At 73.6% G+C, this 15018-nt stretch carries 16 protein-coding genes and 1 riboswitch; of the genes, 12 read left to right on the plus strand and 4 right to left on the minus strand.

Translation table 11 applies throughout. The annotated features are described in order from the left end of the window. The first annotated feature begins 130 nt into the window (after nucleotides 1-130). Nucleotides 131-252, plus strand: a riboswitch (cyclic di-AMP (ydaO/yuaA leader). A 3-nt stretch (nucleotides 253-255) separates the two neighbouring features. Beyond that, nucleotides 256-732 (plus strand): C40 family peptidase, encoded by a 477-nt coding sequence (locus tag ABZ318_RS05180; RefSeq protein WP_356901126.1) that lies wholly within the window; start codon nucleotides 256-258, stop codon nucleotides 730-732. A gap of 142 nt (nucleotides 733-874) precedes the next feature. On the opposite strand, the gene ABZ318_RS05185 is transcribed toward ABZ318_RS05180, so the two are convergent. Continuing rightward, on the minus strand, nucleotides 875-1312 hold the full coding sequence (locus ABZ318_RS05185) for an ATP-binding protein (RefSeq protein ID WP_356901127.1): 438 nt from the start codon (nucleotides 1310-1312) through the stop codon (nucleotides 875-877). Nucleotides 1313-1482: 170 nt separating this feature from the next. Continuing rightward, nucleotides 1483-2661 (minus strand): 8-amino-7-oxononanoate synthase, encoded by a 1179-nt coding sequence (locus ABZ318_RS05190; protein ID WP_356901128.1) that lies wholly within the window; start codon nucleotides 2659-2661, stop codon nucleotides 1483-1485. A 143-nt stretch (nucleotides 2662-2804) separates the two neighbouring features. Between ABZ318_RS05190 and bioB the strand changes: the two genes are divergently transcribed. From bioB to ABZ318_RS05230, 8 genes are all read left to right on the plus strand, one after another. Then, entirely contained in the window at nucleotides 2805-4052 is a 1248-nt protein-coding gene (gene bioB, locus ABZ318_RS05195) for a biotin synthase BioB (RefSeq protein WP_356901129.1), read from the plus strand. Beyond that, a complete protein-coding gene (locus ABZ318_RS05200; RefSeq protein ID WP_356901130.1) occupies nucleotides 4045-5325 on the plus strand; it encodes an adenosylmethionine--8-amino-7-oxononanoate transaminase in 1281 nt (426 codons plus the stop codon). Before bioB ends, ABZ318_RS05200 begins: the two co-directional genes overlap by 8 nt. 180 nt (nucleotides 5326-5505) lie before the next feature. Further along, a complete protein-coding gene (gene bioD, locus ABZ318_RS05205; protein WP_356901131.1) occupies nucleotides 5506-6237 on the plus strand; it encodes a dethiobiotin synthase in 732 nt (243 codons plus the stop codon). A 4-nt stretch (nucleotides 6238-6241) separates the two neighbouring features. Beyond that, nucleotides 6242-6586, plus strand: coding sequence for a VOC family protein (locus ABZ318_RS05210; protein WP_356901132.1), 345 nt, complete (start codon nucleotides 6242-6244; stop codon nucleotides 6584-6586). Nucleotides 6587-6606: 20 nt separating this feature from the next. Further along, nucleotides 6607-7269: a class I SAM-dependent methyltransferase gene (locus ABZ318_RS05215; protein WP_356901133.1), complete on the plus strand. Its 663-nt coding sequence runs from the start codon at nucleotides 6607-6609 to the stop codon at nucleotides 7267-7269. Nucleotides 7270-7309: 40 nt separating this feature from the next. Continuing rightward, on the plus strand, nucleotides 7310-7747 hold the full coding sequence (locus ABZ318_RS05220; protein ID WP_356901134.1) for a GNAT family N-acetyltransferase: 438 nt from the start codon (nucleotides 7310-7312) through the stop codon (nucleotides 7745-7747). Nucleotides 7748-7911: 164 nt separating this feature from the next. Beyond that, nucleotides 7912-9261, plus strand: coding sequence for a hemolysin family protein (locus ABZ318_RS05225; RefSeq protein WP_356901135.1), 1350 nt, complete (start codon nucleotides 7912-7914; stop codon nucleotides 9259-9261). Then, nucleotides 9258-10277 (plus strand): hemolysin family protein, encoded by a 1020-nt coding sequence (locus tag ABZ318_RS05230; RefSeq protein WP_356901136.1) that lies wholly within the window; start codon nucleotides 9258-9260, stop codon nucleotides 10275-10277. The genes ABZ318_RS05225 and ABZ318_RS05230 overlap by 4 nt, the downstream gene beginning before the upstream one ends. A 48-nt stretch (nucleotides 10278-10325) precedes the next feature. Here ABZ318_RS05230 and ABZ318_RS05235 read toward each other — a convergent pair whose 3' ends face one another. Continuing rightward, a complete protein-coding gene (locus tag ABZ318_RS05235) occupies nucleotides 10326-11528 on the minus strand; it encodes a maleylpyruvate isomerase N-terminal domain-containing protein (RefSeq protein ID WP_356901137.1) in 1203 nt (400 codons plus the stop codon). A gap of 64 nt (nucleotides 11529-11592) precedes the next feature. Between ABZ318_RS05235 and ABZ318_RS05240 the strand changes: the two genes are divergently transcribed. The 3 genes from ABZ318_RS05240 (at nucleotide 11593) to mug (ending at nucleotide 14466) form a co-directional block, all read left to right on the plus strand. Continuing rightward, the gene (locus ABZ318_RS05240; protein ID WP_356901138.1) at nucleotides 11593-12375 is read left to right on the plus strand and encodes an SGNH/GDSL hydrolase family protein; all 783 of its coding nucleotides are present in this window, start codon (nucleotides 11593-11595) and stop codon (nucleotides 12373-12375) included. Between the two features lie 97 nt (nucleotides 12376-12472). After that, a complete protein-coding gene (purB, locus tag ABZ318_RS05245) occupies nucleotides 12473-13915 on the plus strand; it encodes an adenylosuccinate lyase (RefSeq protein ID WP_356901139.1) in 1443 nt (480 codons plus the stop codon). A 62-nt stretch (nucleotides 13916-13977) separates the two neighbouring features. After that, a complete protein-coding gene (gene mug, locus ABZ318_RS05250; protein ID WP_356901140.1) occupies nucleotides 13978-14466 on the plus strand; it encodes a G/U mismatch-specific DNA glycosylase in 489 nt (162 codons plus the stop codon). Here the strand turns inward: mug and ABZ318_RS05255 are convergent. Next, nucleotides 14463-14885 (minus strand): hypothetical protein, encoded by a 423-nt coding sequence (locus ABZ318_RS05255; RefSeq protein ID WP_356901141.1) that lies wholly within the window; start codon nucleotides 14883-14885, stop codon nucleotides 14463-14465. The two genes, mug and ABZ318_RS05255, sit on opposite strands and share 4 nt — an antisense overlap. Nucleotides 14886-15018 lie beyond the last annotated feature (133 nt).

Genomic DNA, 15018 nt, shown 5'->3' on the forward strand with positions numbered 1-15018 from the left:
AAGATCCCTGTCGACGACAAGCCCCCGCCATCCGAGGCGGGGCGGTCCGGGCGGACGCCGAGTCCTGCCGCCGTCCCGGACGTCTGGTCGACAGGAGTGGATCGGCAGGAGTGGAGGACCCGAGCAGTACGGGACGTACGCGCTGTTTCCGCAGCGGGGCCGTCCCTTGGGGTGAAGCCGCAGCCGCGGCCGGGCATCTTCGCCAGCCCGAACCCGACAGGTCATCCTTCGCAGGCGGCTGACGAAGGGTTGCGCATGACTGCGCAGATGCACGTCCCGTCCCTGCTGTCCCGGGCCGGAGCCGTCTCGGCTCTCACCCTCGCCGCCGTCGGCGGCACGATGCTCGCACCCGGTGCGGCACCCGAGGCCCAGGCAGTGACCACCTACGCGAACAAGGCACTGAGCGTCGCCGCGTCCAAGAAGGGAGCCCCCTATCGGTACGGGAGCGCCGGACCCTCCCGGTTCGACTGCTCCGGTCTGACGCTCTACGCGTACAAGAAGGCGGGCAAGTCGCTGCCTCGCACCGCGCAGCAGCAGTACAACAAGACCCGGCACATCTCCGCGTCCAGCAGACAGAAGGGGGACCTGGTCTTCTTCCACTCCGGCGGGAGGGTCTACCACGTGGGCATCTACGCCGGCAGCGGGAAGATCTGGCACTCACCCAAGACGGGATCCTGGGTGAAGCTCGACAAGATCTGGTCGTCGAAGGTCTACTACGGCCGCGTCCGATGACGACGCCCGCCGGGCACTGACCCGGTCTCGGGCCTCGGGGGCCTGTGACCCCGCCCCGGGGGTGCGGTGGCGCCGCCGCACCCCTGCGCCGGGGAACAACCCCTAGGGGGCGTCTTGCCGACCCTGATCCGCCGGACAGGCCCTAGACGTACGAAGCGGCCGCCTGGGTCCACGGGAGCGTGATCCAGACGGTCTTGCCGCCCTCCTCGGTCGGAGTGACCGAGAGACGGCCGCCCGCCTCCGCCGCCAGGGAGCGGATGATGACCATGCCCCGGCCGTTGTCCTGCTGGACCGCCGCCGGAAGACGGCGCGGCCAGCGCGGATGGCTGTCGGTGACGCCGATGTGGAGGCGCTCCTCGCGCTCCAGGCGGACGTCGACCGTGAAGGTGGGCGACTGCCCGAAGGTGTGCAGGACGGCGTTGGTGGCCAGTTCCGAGACCATCAGGCGGATCGCGTCCGCCAGGTCGTCGGCACCGTCGAGGCCCCATCCGTCGAGGACCTCCGCGACGTACCGCCGGGCGGTGGGGACCGACGCGGGGTTGCTCGGCAGCGTGACGGATGCTTCCTGGTGGTCTGCCATGGCGACGCTGTCCCTTTCCCGCCGGGGCTTCGGCCCCGGATCGCGCTACGCGTCAGGGTCCCACCGATCGTGCCGCCCCGGCAGGCGTTCCACCAAGATATGTCCCCATCTGTCGCCCGAAGCGGTGAACTCTGCTGCCGGGGAACGTCCTTGGACCTCCCGACGGGTCGTCAGAACGCCGGGGCGGTCCGCAGGATCGTCTCCACCGCGCGCCCGATCTCCGCGTCCGTCAGATCGGCCCGGGCCGTGAGGCGCAGCCGCGAGATGCCGTCGGGGACGGACGGGGGCCGGAAACAACCGACGGCGAGGCCCTGTTCGCGGCAGTCCGCCGCCCAGCGCAGCGCCGCCTCCGGGGAGGGCGCGTGGACCGAGACGACGGCCGCGTCGGGCCGGGCGGAGGTGAGCCCGGCCTCCGTGAGCAGCCGGTGCAGCGCCCCGGCGACGGCGCGGGCCCGCTCGGCGAGGCCCGGTTCGGCCGCGATCAGGCGCAGGCTCGCGAGCGCTCCGCCCGCGGCGGCCGGGGCGAGCCCGGTGTCGAAGATGAAGGTGCGGGCCGCGTTCACCAGGTGCTCGATCACCCGGGCCGGGCCGAGGACGGCACCGCCCTGACTGCCCAGGGACTTGGAGAGGGTGAGGGTGGCGACGACGTCCTCGTCGCCCGCGAGCCCGGCCTCGTGCAGGGCGCCCCGGCCGCCGTCGCCGAGGACGCCGAAGCCGTGGGCGTCGTCGACGACCAGTCCGGCGCCGTGCGCGCGACAGGCCTCGGCGAGCCCCGGGAGCGGGGCCTTGTCGCCGTCGACGGAGAAGACGGAGTCGCTGACGACCAGGGCCCGGCGTCCCGGGTGCGCGTCCAGGGTCTTGGCGACGGCCTCGGCGTCGGTGTGGGGGACGACGGCGGTCTCGGCGCGCGCGAGGCGGCAGCCGTCCACGATCGAGGCGTGGTTGGAGGCGTCGGAGACGATCAGGGAGTCCCGGCCGCCGAGCGCGGTGAGCGCGGCGAGGTTCGCGGTGTAGCCGGAGGAGAAGACGAGGGCCGCTTCGAAGCCGCAGAACTCGGCGAGTTCGCGCTCCAGCCGGGTGTGCAGCCGGGTGGTGCCGGTGACGAGCCGCGAGCCGGTGGAGCCGGCGCCCCAGCGCCTGGCCGCCTCGGCCGCCGCCTCGGTGACCTCGGCGCGGCGGGTGAGGCCGAGGTAGTCGTTGCCCGCCAGGTCCAGGAGGTCCGACTCGGCAGCCCGGGGCCGCAGCGTCCGGACGAGACCGGCCTCGGCCCGGCGGCGCGCCTCGGCGTCGGTCCAGTCGAAGGCGGTGCGGCGCGGGTCCGCGGCCCGTGCGTCGTCGTCCCGTGGCATGCGGCGATCCTTTTGTAGGCAGCGCACAGACCCTAACCGCAGCGTGCCGAGGTCGGGATGTGGTCATCCACACACCTCGATCGGGGGCGTTTGTTCGGTTCCTCCTTGGCCCGGGGGCGGGCGGTAGGCAAGGATCTGCGGTTATGGACCTGCTGAACACGCTGGTGGAGAAGGGGCTGCGGCGCGAGCTGCCGACCCGTGAAGAAGCGCTCGCCGTGCTGGCGACCTCCGACGACGAACTGCTCGAGGTGGTGGCGGCGGCCGGCAAGGTGCGCCGTCAGTGGTTCGGGCGCCGGGTGAAGCTGAACTACCTGGTCAACCTGAAGTCCGGTCTCTGTCCCGAGGACTGCTCGTACTGCTCGCAGCGGCTCGGCTCGAAGGCGGAGATCCTCAAGTACACCTGGCTGAAGCCGGACGAGGCCTCGCAGGCCGCGGCGGCGGGTGTCGCGGGCGGTGCCAAGCGGGTCTGCCTGGTGGCGAGCGGCCGCGGCCCGACGGACCGGGACGTGGAGCGCGTCGGGAAGACGATCGAGGCGATCAAGGAGCAGAACGAGGGCGTCGAGGTGTGCGCCTGCCTCGGTCTGCTCTCGGACGGCCAGGCGGAGCGGCTGCGGGAGGCCGGCGCCGACGCGTACAACCACAACCTGAACACGTCCGAGGCGACGTACGGGGACATCACCAAGACCCACACCTACGCGGACCGCGTGGACACCGTGCAGAAGGCGCACGCCGCCGGTCTGTCGGCCTGCTCGGGTCTGATCGCGGGCATGGGCGAGAGCGACGAGGACCTGGTCGACGTCGTCTACGCGCTGCGCGAGCTGGACTCGGACTCGGTGCCGGTCAACTTCCTGATCCCGTTCGAGGGCACCCCGCTCGCCAAGGAGTGGAACCTCACCCCGCAGCGCTGCCTGCGGATCCTCGCGATGGTCCGGTTCGTCTGCCCCGACGTCGAGGTGCGGATCGCCGGCGGCCGTGAGGTGCACCTGCGGTCGATGCAGCCGCTGGCGCTGAACATCGCGAACTCGATCTTCCTCGGCGACTACCTGACCAGCGAGGGCCAGGCCGGCCAGGCCGACCTGGACATGATCGCGGACGCGGGCTTCGAGGTGGAGGGCGCAGGCACGACCACCCTGCCGAAGCACCGCGCGGACGCGCTCGCGGCGGCGGGCGCGACGGGCGGCTGCGGCTCGAAGGCCTCGGCGGGCTGCGGCTCGGAGGCCTCCGCGGACGGCGCGGGCTGCGGTGCGCACGCGGAGGAGGGCGGCGGCTGCGGTCCCTGCGGCGGTCACGCGGCGCCGGCGGCCGAGGAGGCTCGCGTGAACGAGGCCCGCACCGACCTGGTGGCCGTGCGCCGCCGGGGCGCCGGCACGGACCTCGCGCCGAATGCGTAACGACGAGCTCCTCGCCCTGGACCGGGCGCACGTCTGGCATCCGTACGGCCCCATGCCGGGCCGGGCGGAGCCGCTGGTCGTCGCGTCCGCGTCCGGTGTGCGGCTCCGGCTCGCCGAACCCGTCGAGGGACAGGCCGAGTTGGTCGACGGCATGTCCTCGTGGTGGTCGGCGGTCCACGGCTACAACCACCCCGTGCTCAACGAGGCGGTGCGCGGTCAGCTGGAGAAGATGAGCCACGTCATGTTCGGCGGGCTCACCCACGAGCCGGCCGTCCGGCTCGCCGCCCGGCTCGTGGAGATCACCCCGGAGCCGCTGCGGCACGTCTTCCTCAGCGACTCGGGCTCGGTCTCCGTCGAGGTCGCGGCCAAGATGTGCCTGCAGTACTGGCGTTCCCTGGGCCGCCCCGAGAAGCAGCGGCTCTTCACCTGGCGCGGCGGCTACCACGGGGACACCTGGCAGCCGATGTCCGTCTGCGACCCGCAGGGCGGGATGCACGAGCTGTGGTCGGGGGTGCTCCAGCGGCAGGTGTTCACGGACGCGCCGCCGGCCGCGTACGAGGAGTCGTACGCGGAGCTGCTGCGGACCCGGATCGCCGAGCACGCGCACGAACTGGCCGCGGTGGTCGTGGAGCCGGTCGTGCAGGGCGCGGGCGGCATGCGCTTCCACGACCCGGCGTACCTGCGGGTGCTGCGCGAGGCCTGCGACGCGCACGACGTGCTGCTCGTCTTCGACGAGATCGCGACCGGCTTCGGGCGGACGGGCACGCTGTTCGCCGCCGACCAGGCCGGGGTCTCCCCCGATGTGATGTGCGTGGGCAAGGCGCTGACCGGCGGTTACCTGTCGATGGCGGCGACGCTCTGCACGAGCCGCGTCGCCGACGGGATCTCGCGCGGCGAGGTCCCGGTCCTGGCGCACGGGCCGACCTTCATGGGGAACCCGCTCGCCTCGGCGGTCGCCCTCGCCTCCATCGACCTGCTGCTCTCCCAGGACTGGCAGGTCGAGGTCAAGCGGATCGAGGCGGGCCTGCGGGACGGGCTCGCCCCGGCGGCCGACCTCCCGGGCGTCCGCGAGGTGCGGGTGCTCGGCGCGATCGGCGTCGTCCAGCTCGACCACGAGGTCGACATGGCGGCGGCGACGCGCGCGGCGGTCCGTGAGGGCGTCTGGCTGCGCCCGTTCCGCGACCTGATCTACACGATGCCGCCGTACGTGACGGGCGACGAGGACGTGGCGAGGATCTGCACGGCGGTGAAGGCGGCGGCACAGGCGGGCTGACCTCTCCCGTTGTGGCGGGGCCGCCCCCCGTTGTGGGCAATCGTTCCGCAGGGCGAAGGGGGTCCCCCCTGCTCGGGCGAAGCCGAGAGCTTGGGGGAGGGTGGGCACAACGGAACGGCGCCCTTGCCGGTGCCAGAGGCTCCCGCGCCCTGACCCGCACCGAACAAGAAAGGACGCCCTATGGGCATCATCGTCATCAGCGGCACCGGCACGGAGATCGGCAAGACGATCGTCACGGCCGCCGTCGCCGCCGTCGCCACCACCGCAGGAAGGTCCGTCGCCGTCCTGAAGCCCGCCCAGACCGGCCTCGGCCCCGACGAACGGGGCGACGCCGACGAGGTCGTGCGCCTCTCGGGCGCCGCCGCCTCCGCCGAGCTGGCCCGCTTCCCGGAGCCGCTGGCCCCCGGGACGGCCGCCCGGCGGTCCGGGCTCGCCCCGGTCGGGCCCCGGGAGGTCGCCGAGGCCGCCCGGAAGCTGGCCGAGGACCACGACCTGGTGCTCGTGGAGGGCGCCGGCGGGCTCCTCGTCCGCTTCGACGAGGAGGGCGGCACGCTCGCCGACGCTGCCGCGCTGCTCGGTGCGCCCGTCCTGGTGGTGGCGCCGGCCGGTCTGGGGACGCTCAACTCGACGACCCTGACGGCCGAGGCGCTGCGGGCGCGCGGGATCGAGCAGCTCGGCGTGGTCGTCGGCAGCTGGCCGGCCGCGCCGGACCTCGCGGCGCGCTGCAACCTCGCGGACCTGCCGGAGGCCGCGGGCGCTCCGCTGCTCGGGGCCGTGCCGGAGGGTTCGGGCGCGCTCGGCCCGGCGGAGTTCCGGGCGGCCGCGGGCGGCTGGCTGGGGCCGGAGCTCGGCGGCGCGTGGGACGCGGAGGCGTTCACGGAAGCGCACGCGGCGCCGCTCTCCGTAGGCTGACCACATGCGCGCACACGTTCAGGAGATCGTCTTCGACTGCGCCGCTCCGGCGGCGCTGGTCCGCTTCTGGGCCGGGCTCCTCGGCGGTGAACCCGTCGACCGGAGCCCCGACTGGTCGTACGTGGATCCGCCGGAGTTCGTACGGATCGCCTTCCAGCGGGTGCCGGAGGGCAAGGCCGCGAAGAACCGGGTCCACCTCGACCTGGAGGTGGACGATCCGGCGCGGGCGGCCGGGGAGGCGGTGCCGCTCGGGGCGGTCGCGGTCGGCGGGCTCGTCACCGACGAGCAGGGCTCCTTCCAGGTCATGCGGGACCCGGAGGGCAACGAGTTCTGCTTCGTGACGGGCTGAGGGCGGCTCCGGTGACCCCGATGACTCCCGACCGGCCGACACCCCGGCCCCCTCGCGTCCACCATCCCCTCTTCGCCCGCTTCTACGCCCGGTTCAGCGAGTCGGCCGACACGCGGGGCGGGCTCGGCGCCCTGCGGACGGAGCTGCTCGCCGGGCTTTCCGGCCGGGTCGTCGAGATCGGGGCGGGGAACGGCCTGAACTTCGCGCACTACCCGCCCGGCGTCACCGAGGTCGTCGCCGTGGAGCCGGAGCCGCATCTGCGCCGGCTCGCCGGGGAGGCCGCGCGCCGGGCGGCCGTCCCGGTGACCGTGCTGCCGGGCACGGCCGAGGCGCTGCCGGGGCCGGACGGCTCCTTCGACGCGGCGGTGGCCTCGCTGGTGCTGTGCACCGTACGGGACGTGCCGGGGGTCCTCGCCGAGCTGCGGCGGGTCCTGCGTCCCGGCGGCGAGCTGCGGTTCTTCGAGCACGGGGCTGCGGACACGCCCGGGCTCGCACGGGTGCAGCGGGGCCTCGACCGGACGGTCTGGCCGCTGCTCTTCGGCGGCTGCCACACCTCCCGCACCCCGCTCCCGGAGATCGAGGCGGCCGGTTTCGACCTCGTCTCGTACCGCTCCTTCGACGTTCCGGAGGGCGGCCCGCGACTGCCGTCCTCCCCCTGTGTCCTGGGCACGGCCCGGCGGTAATGCCTGGCGGTGTCGCCGCCCCGCGTGATGGGATCCGGCCATGATCGGTCTGCAGATACGTCCGGCCGCTCCCGACGACGTCGAGGCCGTCCTGGCCTTCTGGAAGGAGTCGGCCGAGGGCACGTCCGTGTCGGACGACGTGAACGGGGTGACCCGGCTGGTGGAGCGCGACCCCGACGCCCTGATCCTCGCCTTCGCCGACGGCGTGATCGTCGGCTCCGTGATCGCCGGCTGGGACGGCTGGCGCGCCTCCCTCTACCGGCTCGCCGTCCTGCCCCCGTACCGCCGCCGCGGCGTCTCCACCGCGCTCCTGCGCGCGGCCGAGGAGAGGTTCCGCGCGCTCGGCGGACGGCGTGCGGACGCCATGGTCCTGGAGGCGAACGAGACGGGCCGGGCGCTGTGGACGGCCGCCGGGTACCGGCGCGAGGAGCGCTGGCGCCGCTGGGTGAAGCCGCTCGCGGCCCCGGCCACGGGGTGATCACCACCCTGCTTTGCCGATCCTTTACCATGGTGTCCTCCCGATCCGCCGACCGAAAGGTGTGAGCGTCCGCCCATGGGCGAGCCTCCCAGTAGCACTGGTCCCGACCGCCGACATCGAGCGGTCCCTCTCCCCCTGACTGATCATGGGACGGAGGTGAACCGATGACCGAAGTGCTTCTGCTCGTGGTGGCGCTCCTGCTCGCAGTCGCGTGCGGCGCGTTCGTCGCGGCCGAGTTCTCGCTGACCACGGTCGAGCGCGGCGAGCTCGCAGCCGCCGCGGAGCGCGGCGAGCGGGGCGCGGCGGGCGCGCTCAAGGCCGTCCGCTCGCTCACCTTCCAGCTCTCCGGCGCGCAGTTGGGCATCACCGTGACCAACCTCGTCGTCGGCATGCTCTCCGAGCCCTCGATCGCCAAGCTGATCCGCGGCCCCGTCGAGGCGCTCGGCCTCTCGCGCTCGGTGGCCTCCTCGGTCGCCCTCGTCCTGGGCACCGCCCTGTCGACCGTCGTCCTGATGGTCGTCGGCGAGCTGGTCCCCAAGAACTGGGCGATCTCCTCGCCGCTCGCCGTGGCGAAGGTGGTGGCCACCCCGCAGCGCGTGTTCACGGCCGCCTTCAAGCCGCTGATCAGCCACCTCAACAACAGCGCGAACCGGATCCTGCGCCGCCTCGGCATGGAGCCGACCGAGGAGCTGGCCTCCGCGCGCTCCCCGCAGGAGCTGGTGGCGCTCGCCCGGCACTCCGCGAAGGAGGGCGCCCTGGAGGCGGACACGGCCGAGCTGTTCGTCCGTACCCTCAACCTGGCGGAACTGACCGCCGAGAACGTGATGACGCCCCGCGTGCAGGTCACCGCCCTGGAGGTGCAGGCCACCGCCGAGGACGTCGCCAACGCGACCCGCGCGACCGGCCTGTCCCGCTTCCCCGTCTACCGGGGCAGCCTCGACGCGGTCGTCGGCATCGCCCACATCAAGGACGTGCTCGCGATACCGGCCGGGGAGCGGCCCCGCCGCCGGATCGGCGAGATGCTGCGCGAGCCGCTGCTCGTCCCCGAGACGCTCACCGTGGACCGGCTGCTCGACCGCCTGTCGGGCAAGCAGACGATGGCCGTCGTCATCGACGAGTACGGCGGCACGGCCGGGGTCGTCACCCTGGAGGACATCGTCGAGGAGGTCGTCGGCGAGGTGCGCGACGAGCACGACCCGCACGAGACGCCGGACCTGGCCCGGGCGGGCGAGGACGCGGACGGGCGCGAGCTGTGGTCCGCCGACGGCGCCGCCCGTACGGACCAGCTGGCCGCGATCGGCCTGCGCGTGCCGGACGGCCCGTACGAGACGCTCGCGGGCGTCCTCGCGACGGAGCTGGGCCGCATCCCCGCCTCCGGCGACCGGGTGGAGCTGGCCGGCTGGCGCCTCGACGTCGTCGACGCCTCGGGCCGGCGCGCCGCGCGCGTGCTGCTGCACGCCCCCGCGGACACCGCCTCGCACGACACGGACGAGTCCGGGGAGGCCGGCCGATGATCGCGATCCAGCTGCTGATCGGTCTGCTCACGCTGGTCGTCAACGCCTTCTTCGTCGGCGCCGAGTTCGCCCTGATCTCGGTCCGCCGCAGCCAGATCGAGCCCCTGGCCGACTCCGGGAACCGGCGGGCGCGCAGCGTCGTCTGGGGCCTGGAGCACGTCTCCGCGATGCTCGCGGCGGCGCAGCTCGGCATCACCCTGTGCACCCTGGTCCTCGGCATCGTCGCCGAGCCGGCCATCGAGCACCTGCTGGAACCGGTCTTCGACGCGGTCGGCGTGCCGCACGGCGTGGCCGCCACGATCTCGTTCGCGATCGCGCTGGGTCTGGCGACGTATCTGCACATGCTGCTGGGCGAGATGGTGCCGAAGAACATCGCGCTCGCCGAGCCGACGCGCACCGCGCTGCTCCTCGGGCCGCCCCTGGTGACGCTCGCGCGGGCGCTGAAGCCGGTGATCTTCGCGATCAACGCCTTCGCCAACGCGCTGCTGAAGCTGCTGCGGGTGGACGCCAAGGACGAGGTCTCCGCGACCTTCTCGGACGACGAGCTGGCCCGGATGGTCACCGACGCGGGCGACGCGGGCCTCCTGGACGACCGGGCCGCCGAGCGGCTGCACGACGCCCTGGAGCTGGGCCGGCGTCCCGTGCGGGACGTCGTCATGCCGGCGGAGAAGGTGGTGTACGCGCAGGTCGGCACCACTCCGGAGGAGCTGGAGACGCTGGCGGCGCGGACCGGGTACTCCCGCTTCCCGGTCGTCGACTCCGAGCGCCGCATCCTGGGCTATCTGCACGTCAAGGACGCCCTGGACGCCACCCCGCGCGATCTGCCGTTCCCGGTGACGGCGCTGCGGCCGATCGCCCGCGTCCGGGCGGCGACGCCGCTGGACGACGTCCTCACCGCGATGCGCCGCAGCCGGACGCACCTGGCGGCCGTGCTCGACGAGGACGGCAAGCCGGCCGGTCTCGTGACGATGGAGGACGTGCTGCGCGAGCTGGTGGGACGCCCGGCGGCGTCGTGACTCACGCCCGAGGGCCCCGGGATTCGCTTCCCGGGGCCCTCGGGCGTGTCAGAACGCGGTGGCGGCGAGCCAGTCGTCGAGCAGGCCCCGGTCGCCGGTACGGGTGAAGCGCGGGTCGTCGGCGGGGTACCGGCGGTGGAGGAGGAGCAGCAGCTCCCCGGTGTCCGCAGCGACGGAGGCGGTCGGCTCCGCGGCGCCGCTCTCCCGGCCCGCTCGGTCCTCCCGGCTCCAGGCGAAGCCGCCCCCGCCGAGGACGAGGGTCCGGACGGCGCCGGTGTCGCGGGCGTCGAGGCGGAGGACGGCGCCGTCGCGGTCGAGGTGGGCGAGCGGTTCGGCGATCCAGGGGATGTACGGGGCGTCGGCGAGGAAGTGGTCGAGCGCGACGGCGGCGACGCGGGGGGCGATCGGCTCCGCGGCGCCGTGGAGGGCGAACTCGGCGTCGGCGAGGTGGACGACCGCCTCGGAGAGCAGTCGGTGCGGGTAGTACCGGGCGTGCGGGTCCGCTCCCGGCGACCAGACCGGGAGGTCCGGGGCGGCGGTGCGCAGCGTCGTGAGCACGGTGTCGGCGCCCTCGGTCAGCCAGTCGGCGTACGCGGCCGGGTCCGACGGCGGGTCGAGCGGGAGGTCCTGCACCCGGACGCGGACGGTGGCCCGGGTGCGTACCAGGTGATCGGTCCAGCGGTGGACCGCACCGAGGTGCCGGGTCAGGTCCGCGAGGGTCCAGCCGGGACACGCGGGCACCGGGGTGGCGGGATCGGCCTCCCGCACGAGGGCGGCGAAGCGCAGCACCCGCTCGGCGACGGCGTCGCAGACACCGGCCGTCTCGTCGGCCGACGAGACGGCACCGGGGGGCGTGGGCGAGGTCGGCGAGGGGATGTCGACGGTCGTCGTGGACGGGAGCCGCGAGGCGGTCAGGGACGGTGAGGCGGTCGCGGGCGGCCAGGCGGCTGCGGTCGGCGCGGCCATCGCGGTCGGCGCGGTCGGCCGGGGGCTCTCGGAGACGCCGAGGTGCTCCGGGAGACGGAGCAGCGCATCGCGCCGGGGCCCCTCCGGGCGGCGCAGCGCGGTCTCGCGGAACAGCCCGTCGAGGGCGCGGCGGTCGGCGGGGCCGAGTCCGTTCAGGGGGGCCGCGGTGCCCTCCAGCCACTTCACGGCCGTGTCGGGGTCGAGGACCTCGTCGTCGGAGGTCCCGACCGCCGTCACCAGCTCGGCCAGGGACTCGGCCAGGGCGCTCAGCAGCGCGTCGCTCATCGGATTTCCCCTCCCGGGTTCTCCACGGCATCCCGCGCATACCGCGCGGTATGATCACTCCGCCATGGAGATCAATGCCACGTACAACAGTCTCGTCGCCGTCGGGGACAGCTTCACCGAGGGTATGTCGGACCTGAACCCCGACGGCTCCTACCGGGGCTGGGCCGACGTCCTCGCGGGCCGTCTCGCCACCCGCTCCCCCGGCTTCCGCTACGCGAACCTCGCCGTGCGCGGCAAGCTCATCGGCCAGATCGTCGACGAGCAAGTCGACCTGGCCGCAAGCATGAAGGCCGATGTGGTGACCCTGGTCGGCGGGCTCAACGACACCCTGCGCCCCAAGGTCGACATGGTCCGGGTGCGGGACCTGCTCACCGAGGCAGTGGAACGCCTCACACCCTCCTGCGGGCAGCTGGTCCTCATGCGCAGCCCCGGCCGCAACGGCCCGGTCATGGAGCGCTTCCGGCCCCGGATGGAGGAGCTGTTCGCCCACATCGACGCGCTCGCCGCCGCGCACGGCGCCCTGGTCGTCGACCTGTACGGCGCCCCGTCGCTCGGCGACCCCCGGCTGTGGGACGTGGACCGGCTCCACCTGACGGCCGACGGGCACCGGCGGGTCGCCGAGGCCGTGTGGCAGGCGCTCGGCCTGGCGCCCGAGGAGGACTGGCGCACGCCGCTGCCCCCGGCCGTACGGCCCGGCTGGGCGAGCCGCCGGGTCGCGGACGCCCGCTTCGCCAGGGAGCACCTCGGCCCCTGGATCGGACGGCGCCTGACCGGCCGCTCCTCGGGGGACGGCCGCCCGCCCAAGCGTCCCGAGCTGCTGCCGTACGAGCCCCCGGCCGGCGCGTAGCGGGGCGCCCACGCGCGCGCGTGACCTGGGTCTCGTAGCAAGCTCCACACCGGACCGTGGCGCTGGCCTGCAGAAACCACCAGTAAACTCTGTCCACGTGACTGCTGTGACTGCGAAGCCCCGCATCCCCAACGTTCTGGCCGGCCGCTACGCCTCCGCGGAGCTCGCCGTCCTCTGGTCCCCCGAGCAGAAGGTGAAGCTGGAGCGTCAGCTGTGGCTCGCCGTGCTGCGTGCGCAGAAGGACCTCGGGATCGAGGTTCCGGACGCCGCCCTCGCCGACTACGAGCGCGTCCTCGACCAGGTCGACCTCGGCTCCATCGCCGAGCGCGAGAAGGTCACCCGGCACGACGTGAAGGCCCGGATCGAGGAGTTCAACGCCCTCGCCGGCCACGAGCACGTCCACAAGGGCATGACCTCGCGCGACCTCACCGAGAACGTCGAGCAGCTGCAGGTCCGGCTCTCCCTGGAGCTGATGCGGGACCGCACGGTCGCCGTCCTCGCCCGGCTCGGCAAGCTCTCCGCCGAGTACGCGGAGCTGGTCATGGCCGGCCGCTCGCACAACGTCGCCGCGCAGGCGACCACCCTCGGCAAGCGTTTCGCGACGGCGGCGGACGAGCTGCTCGTGGCGTACGCCCGCCTGGAGGAGCTGCTCGGCCGCTACCCGCTGCGCGGCATCAAGGGCCCGGTCGGCACCGCGCAGGACATGCTGGACCTGCTCGGCGGCGACGCCGGCAAGCTGGCGGAGCTGGAGCAGCGGATCGCCGGTCACCTCGGCTTCGCGCACGCCTTCACCTCGGTCGGCCAGGTCTACCCGCGCTCGCTCGACTACGACGTGGTCACCTCGCTGGTGCAGCTGGCCGCCGCCCCGTCCTCGATCGCCAAGACGATCCGCCTGATGGCGGGCCACGAGCTGGTCACCGAGGGCTTCAAGCCCGGCCAGGTCGGCTCCTCGGCGATGCCGCACAAGATGAACACCCGCTCCTGCGAGCGCGTCAACGGCCTCATGGTCATCCTGCGCGGCTACGCCTCGATGACCGGTGAGCTGGCGGGCGACCAGTGGAACGAGGGCGACGTGTCCTGCTCCGTGGTCCGCCGGGTCGCGCTGCCGGACGCCTTCTTCGCGCTCGACGGCCTCCTGGAGACCTTCCTCACCGTGCTCGACGAGTTCGGCGCCTTCCCGGCCGTCGTCGCCCGCGAGCTCGACCGCTACCTGCCCTTCCTGGCGACCACCAAGGTCCTCATGGGCGCCGTCCGCGCCGGCGTGGGCCGCGAGGTCGCCCACGAGGCCATCAAGGAGAACGCCGTCGCCTCCGCCCTCGCCATGCGCGAGCAGGGCGCCGAGCGCAACGAGCTCCTCGACAAGCTGGCCGCCGACGAGCGGATCCCGCTGGACCGGGCGCAGCTCGACGAGCTGATGGCGGACAAGCTGTCCTTCACGGGCGCCGCCGCCGACCAGGTCGCTTCCGTGGTCTCCCGCATCGAGGAGATCCTCAAGCAGCACCCGGAGGCCGCCGCCTACACCCCCGGGGCGATCCTCTGACCCGGACCCCCCGGTTCACCCAGCAGGAGCTGGAGGCCGCTCGCGACCGCGTCGTTCCCGACGTGGTCGCGAGCGGCCTTTCCGTCCTCTTCTGCGGGATCAATCCGGGGCTGATGACGGCGGCGACGGGCCACCACTTCGCCCGCCCGGGCAACCGCTTCTGGCCGGTGCTGCATCTGTCCGGGTTCACGCCGAGGCGGCTGCGGCCGGACGAGCAGGAGGAACTCCTGACGTACGGGCTCGGCATCACGAACGTGGTGGCGCGGGCGACCGCGCGGGCCGACGAGCTGAGCCGTGAGGAGTACCGCGAGGGCGGACGGCTGCTCGTGGAGAAGGTGGAGCGCCTCGAACCGCGCTGGCTCGCGGTCGTCGGCGTCACCGCGTACCGCACGGCCTTCGAGGAGCCGAAGGCAGTGATCGGACCGCAGGACCGCGTGATCGGCTCCACCCGTGTCTGGGCGCTGCCCAACCCGAGCGGTCTCAACGCCCACTGGACGACGGCGACGATGGCCGAGGAGTTCGCCCGGCTCCGGGCGGCGGCAGAGGCCTAGGTGACGACGGCGAGGAGCTGGAACGGCAGCTCCTTGTCCCACTGGGAGACGCCGAGGCCCGTCCATCGTCCGTCGGTCCGCCACAGCCACAGGTTCGGGGTGTGGCAGCTGAGGGTGGACCACGGCTCCGGCATCTCCTCGCCGTCCATGCTCCGCTCCAGTACGGACCACAGGCTCAGCTCCTCCGGCGGGCCCCAGCGGGGGGTGAGCAGGGCGGCCAGAGCGTCCCGCTCCGCCTCGTACTGCTCCTCGACCAGCACTCTGCGGGTGCCGTCGTCCTCCCAGAACTCCTCGCTGGTCGCGAGCTCCCCGACGTGGAAGCCCGGACCGCTGTCGACGGGTCCGGATCGCTCCGGTCGCGCCGGGAAGGGGCGGGCGCGGAGTGAGTCGATGGTCGCCAGATGCCGTGCCGTGGTCATGGGGACAGTAAAGCCGCCGCCACCGACAGTTGGCGTCCCGTCAGGTGGGGAGCGAGCCGTCCCGGTCCGCCGCGGGGGCGGCACTCGCCGCGACCGGGCCCATTGAGTACCATCCGCCGAAGAGGTGCACGAG

It is taken from the genome of Streptomyces sp. NPDC006197 (assembly GCF_040613865.1).
Classification (GTDB): domain Bacteria; phylum Actinomycetota; class Actinomycetes; order Streptomycetales; family Streptomycetaceae; genus Streptomyces.

Bases quoted from the DNA above. Each gene is read 5' to 3' on its own strand.
- ABZ318_RS05210 (WP_356901132.1), top strand. From the start codon at position 6,242: ATGCGCGCACACGTTCAGGAGATCGTCTTCGACTGCGCCGCTCCGGCG.
- ABZ318_RS05235 (WP_356901137.1), bottom strand. From the start codon at position 11,528: ATGAGCGACGCGCTGCTGAGCGCCCTGGCCGAGTCCCTGGCCGAGCTG.
- ABZ318_RS05230 (WP_356901136.1), top strand. From the start codon at position 9,258: ATGATCGCGATCCAGCTGCTGATCGGTCTGCTCACGCTGGTCGTCAAC.
- ABZ318_RS05220 (WP_356901134.1), top strand. From the start codon at position 7,310: ATGATCGGTCTGCAGATACGTCCGGCCGCTCCCGACGACGTCGAGGCC.
- ABZ318_RS05180 (WP_356901126.1), top strand. From the start codon at position 256: ATGACTGCGCAGATGCACGTCCCGTCCCTGCTGTCCCGGGCCGGAGCC.
- bioD (WP_356901131.1), top strand. From the start codon at position 5,506: ATGGGCATCATCGTCATCAGCGGCACCGGCACGGAGATCGGCAAGACG.
- ABZ318_RS05225 (WP_356901135.1), top strand. From the start codon at position 7,912: ATGACCGAAGTGCTTCTGCTCGTGGTGGCGCTCCTGCTCGCAGTCGCG.
- bioB (WP_356901129.1), top strand. From the start codon at position 2,805: ATGGACCTGCTGAACACGCTGGTGGAGAAGGGGCTGCGGCGCGAGCTG.
- ABZ318_RS05185 (WP_356901127.1), bottom strand. From the start codon at position 1,312: ATGGCAGACCACCAGGAAGCATCCGTCACGCTGCCGAGCAACCCCGCG.
- ABZ318_RS05240 (WP_356901138.1), top strand. From the start codon at position 11,593: ATGGAGATCAATGCCACGTACAACAGTCTCGTCGCCGTCGGGGACAGC.
- ABZ318_RS05255 (WP_356901141.1), bottom strand. From the start codon at position 14,885: ATGACCACGGCACGGCATCTGGCGACCATCGACTCACTCCGCGCCCGC.
- ABZ318_RS05190 (WP_356901128.1), bottom strand. From the start codon at position 2,661: ATGCCACGGGACGACGACGCACGGGCCGCGGACCCGCGCCGCACCGCC.
- ABZ318_RS05215 (WP_356901133.1), top strand. From the start codon at position 6,607: ATGACTCCCGACCGGCCGACACCCCGGCCCCCTCGCGTCCACCATCCC.
- ABZ318_RS05200 (WP_356901130.1), top strand. From the start codon at position 4,045: ATGCGTAACGACGAGCTCCTCGCCCTGGACCGGGCGCACGTCTGGCAT.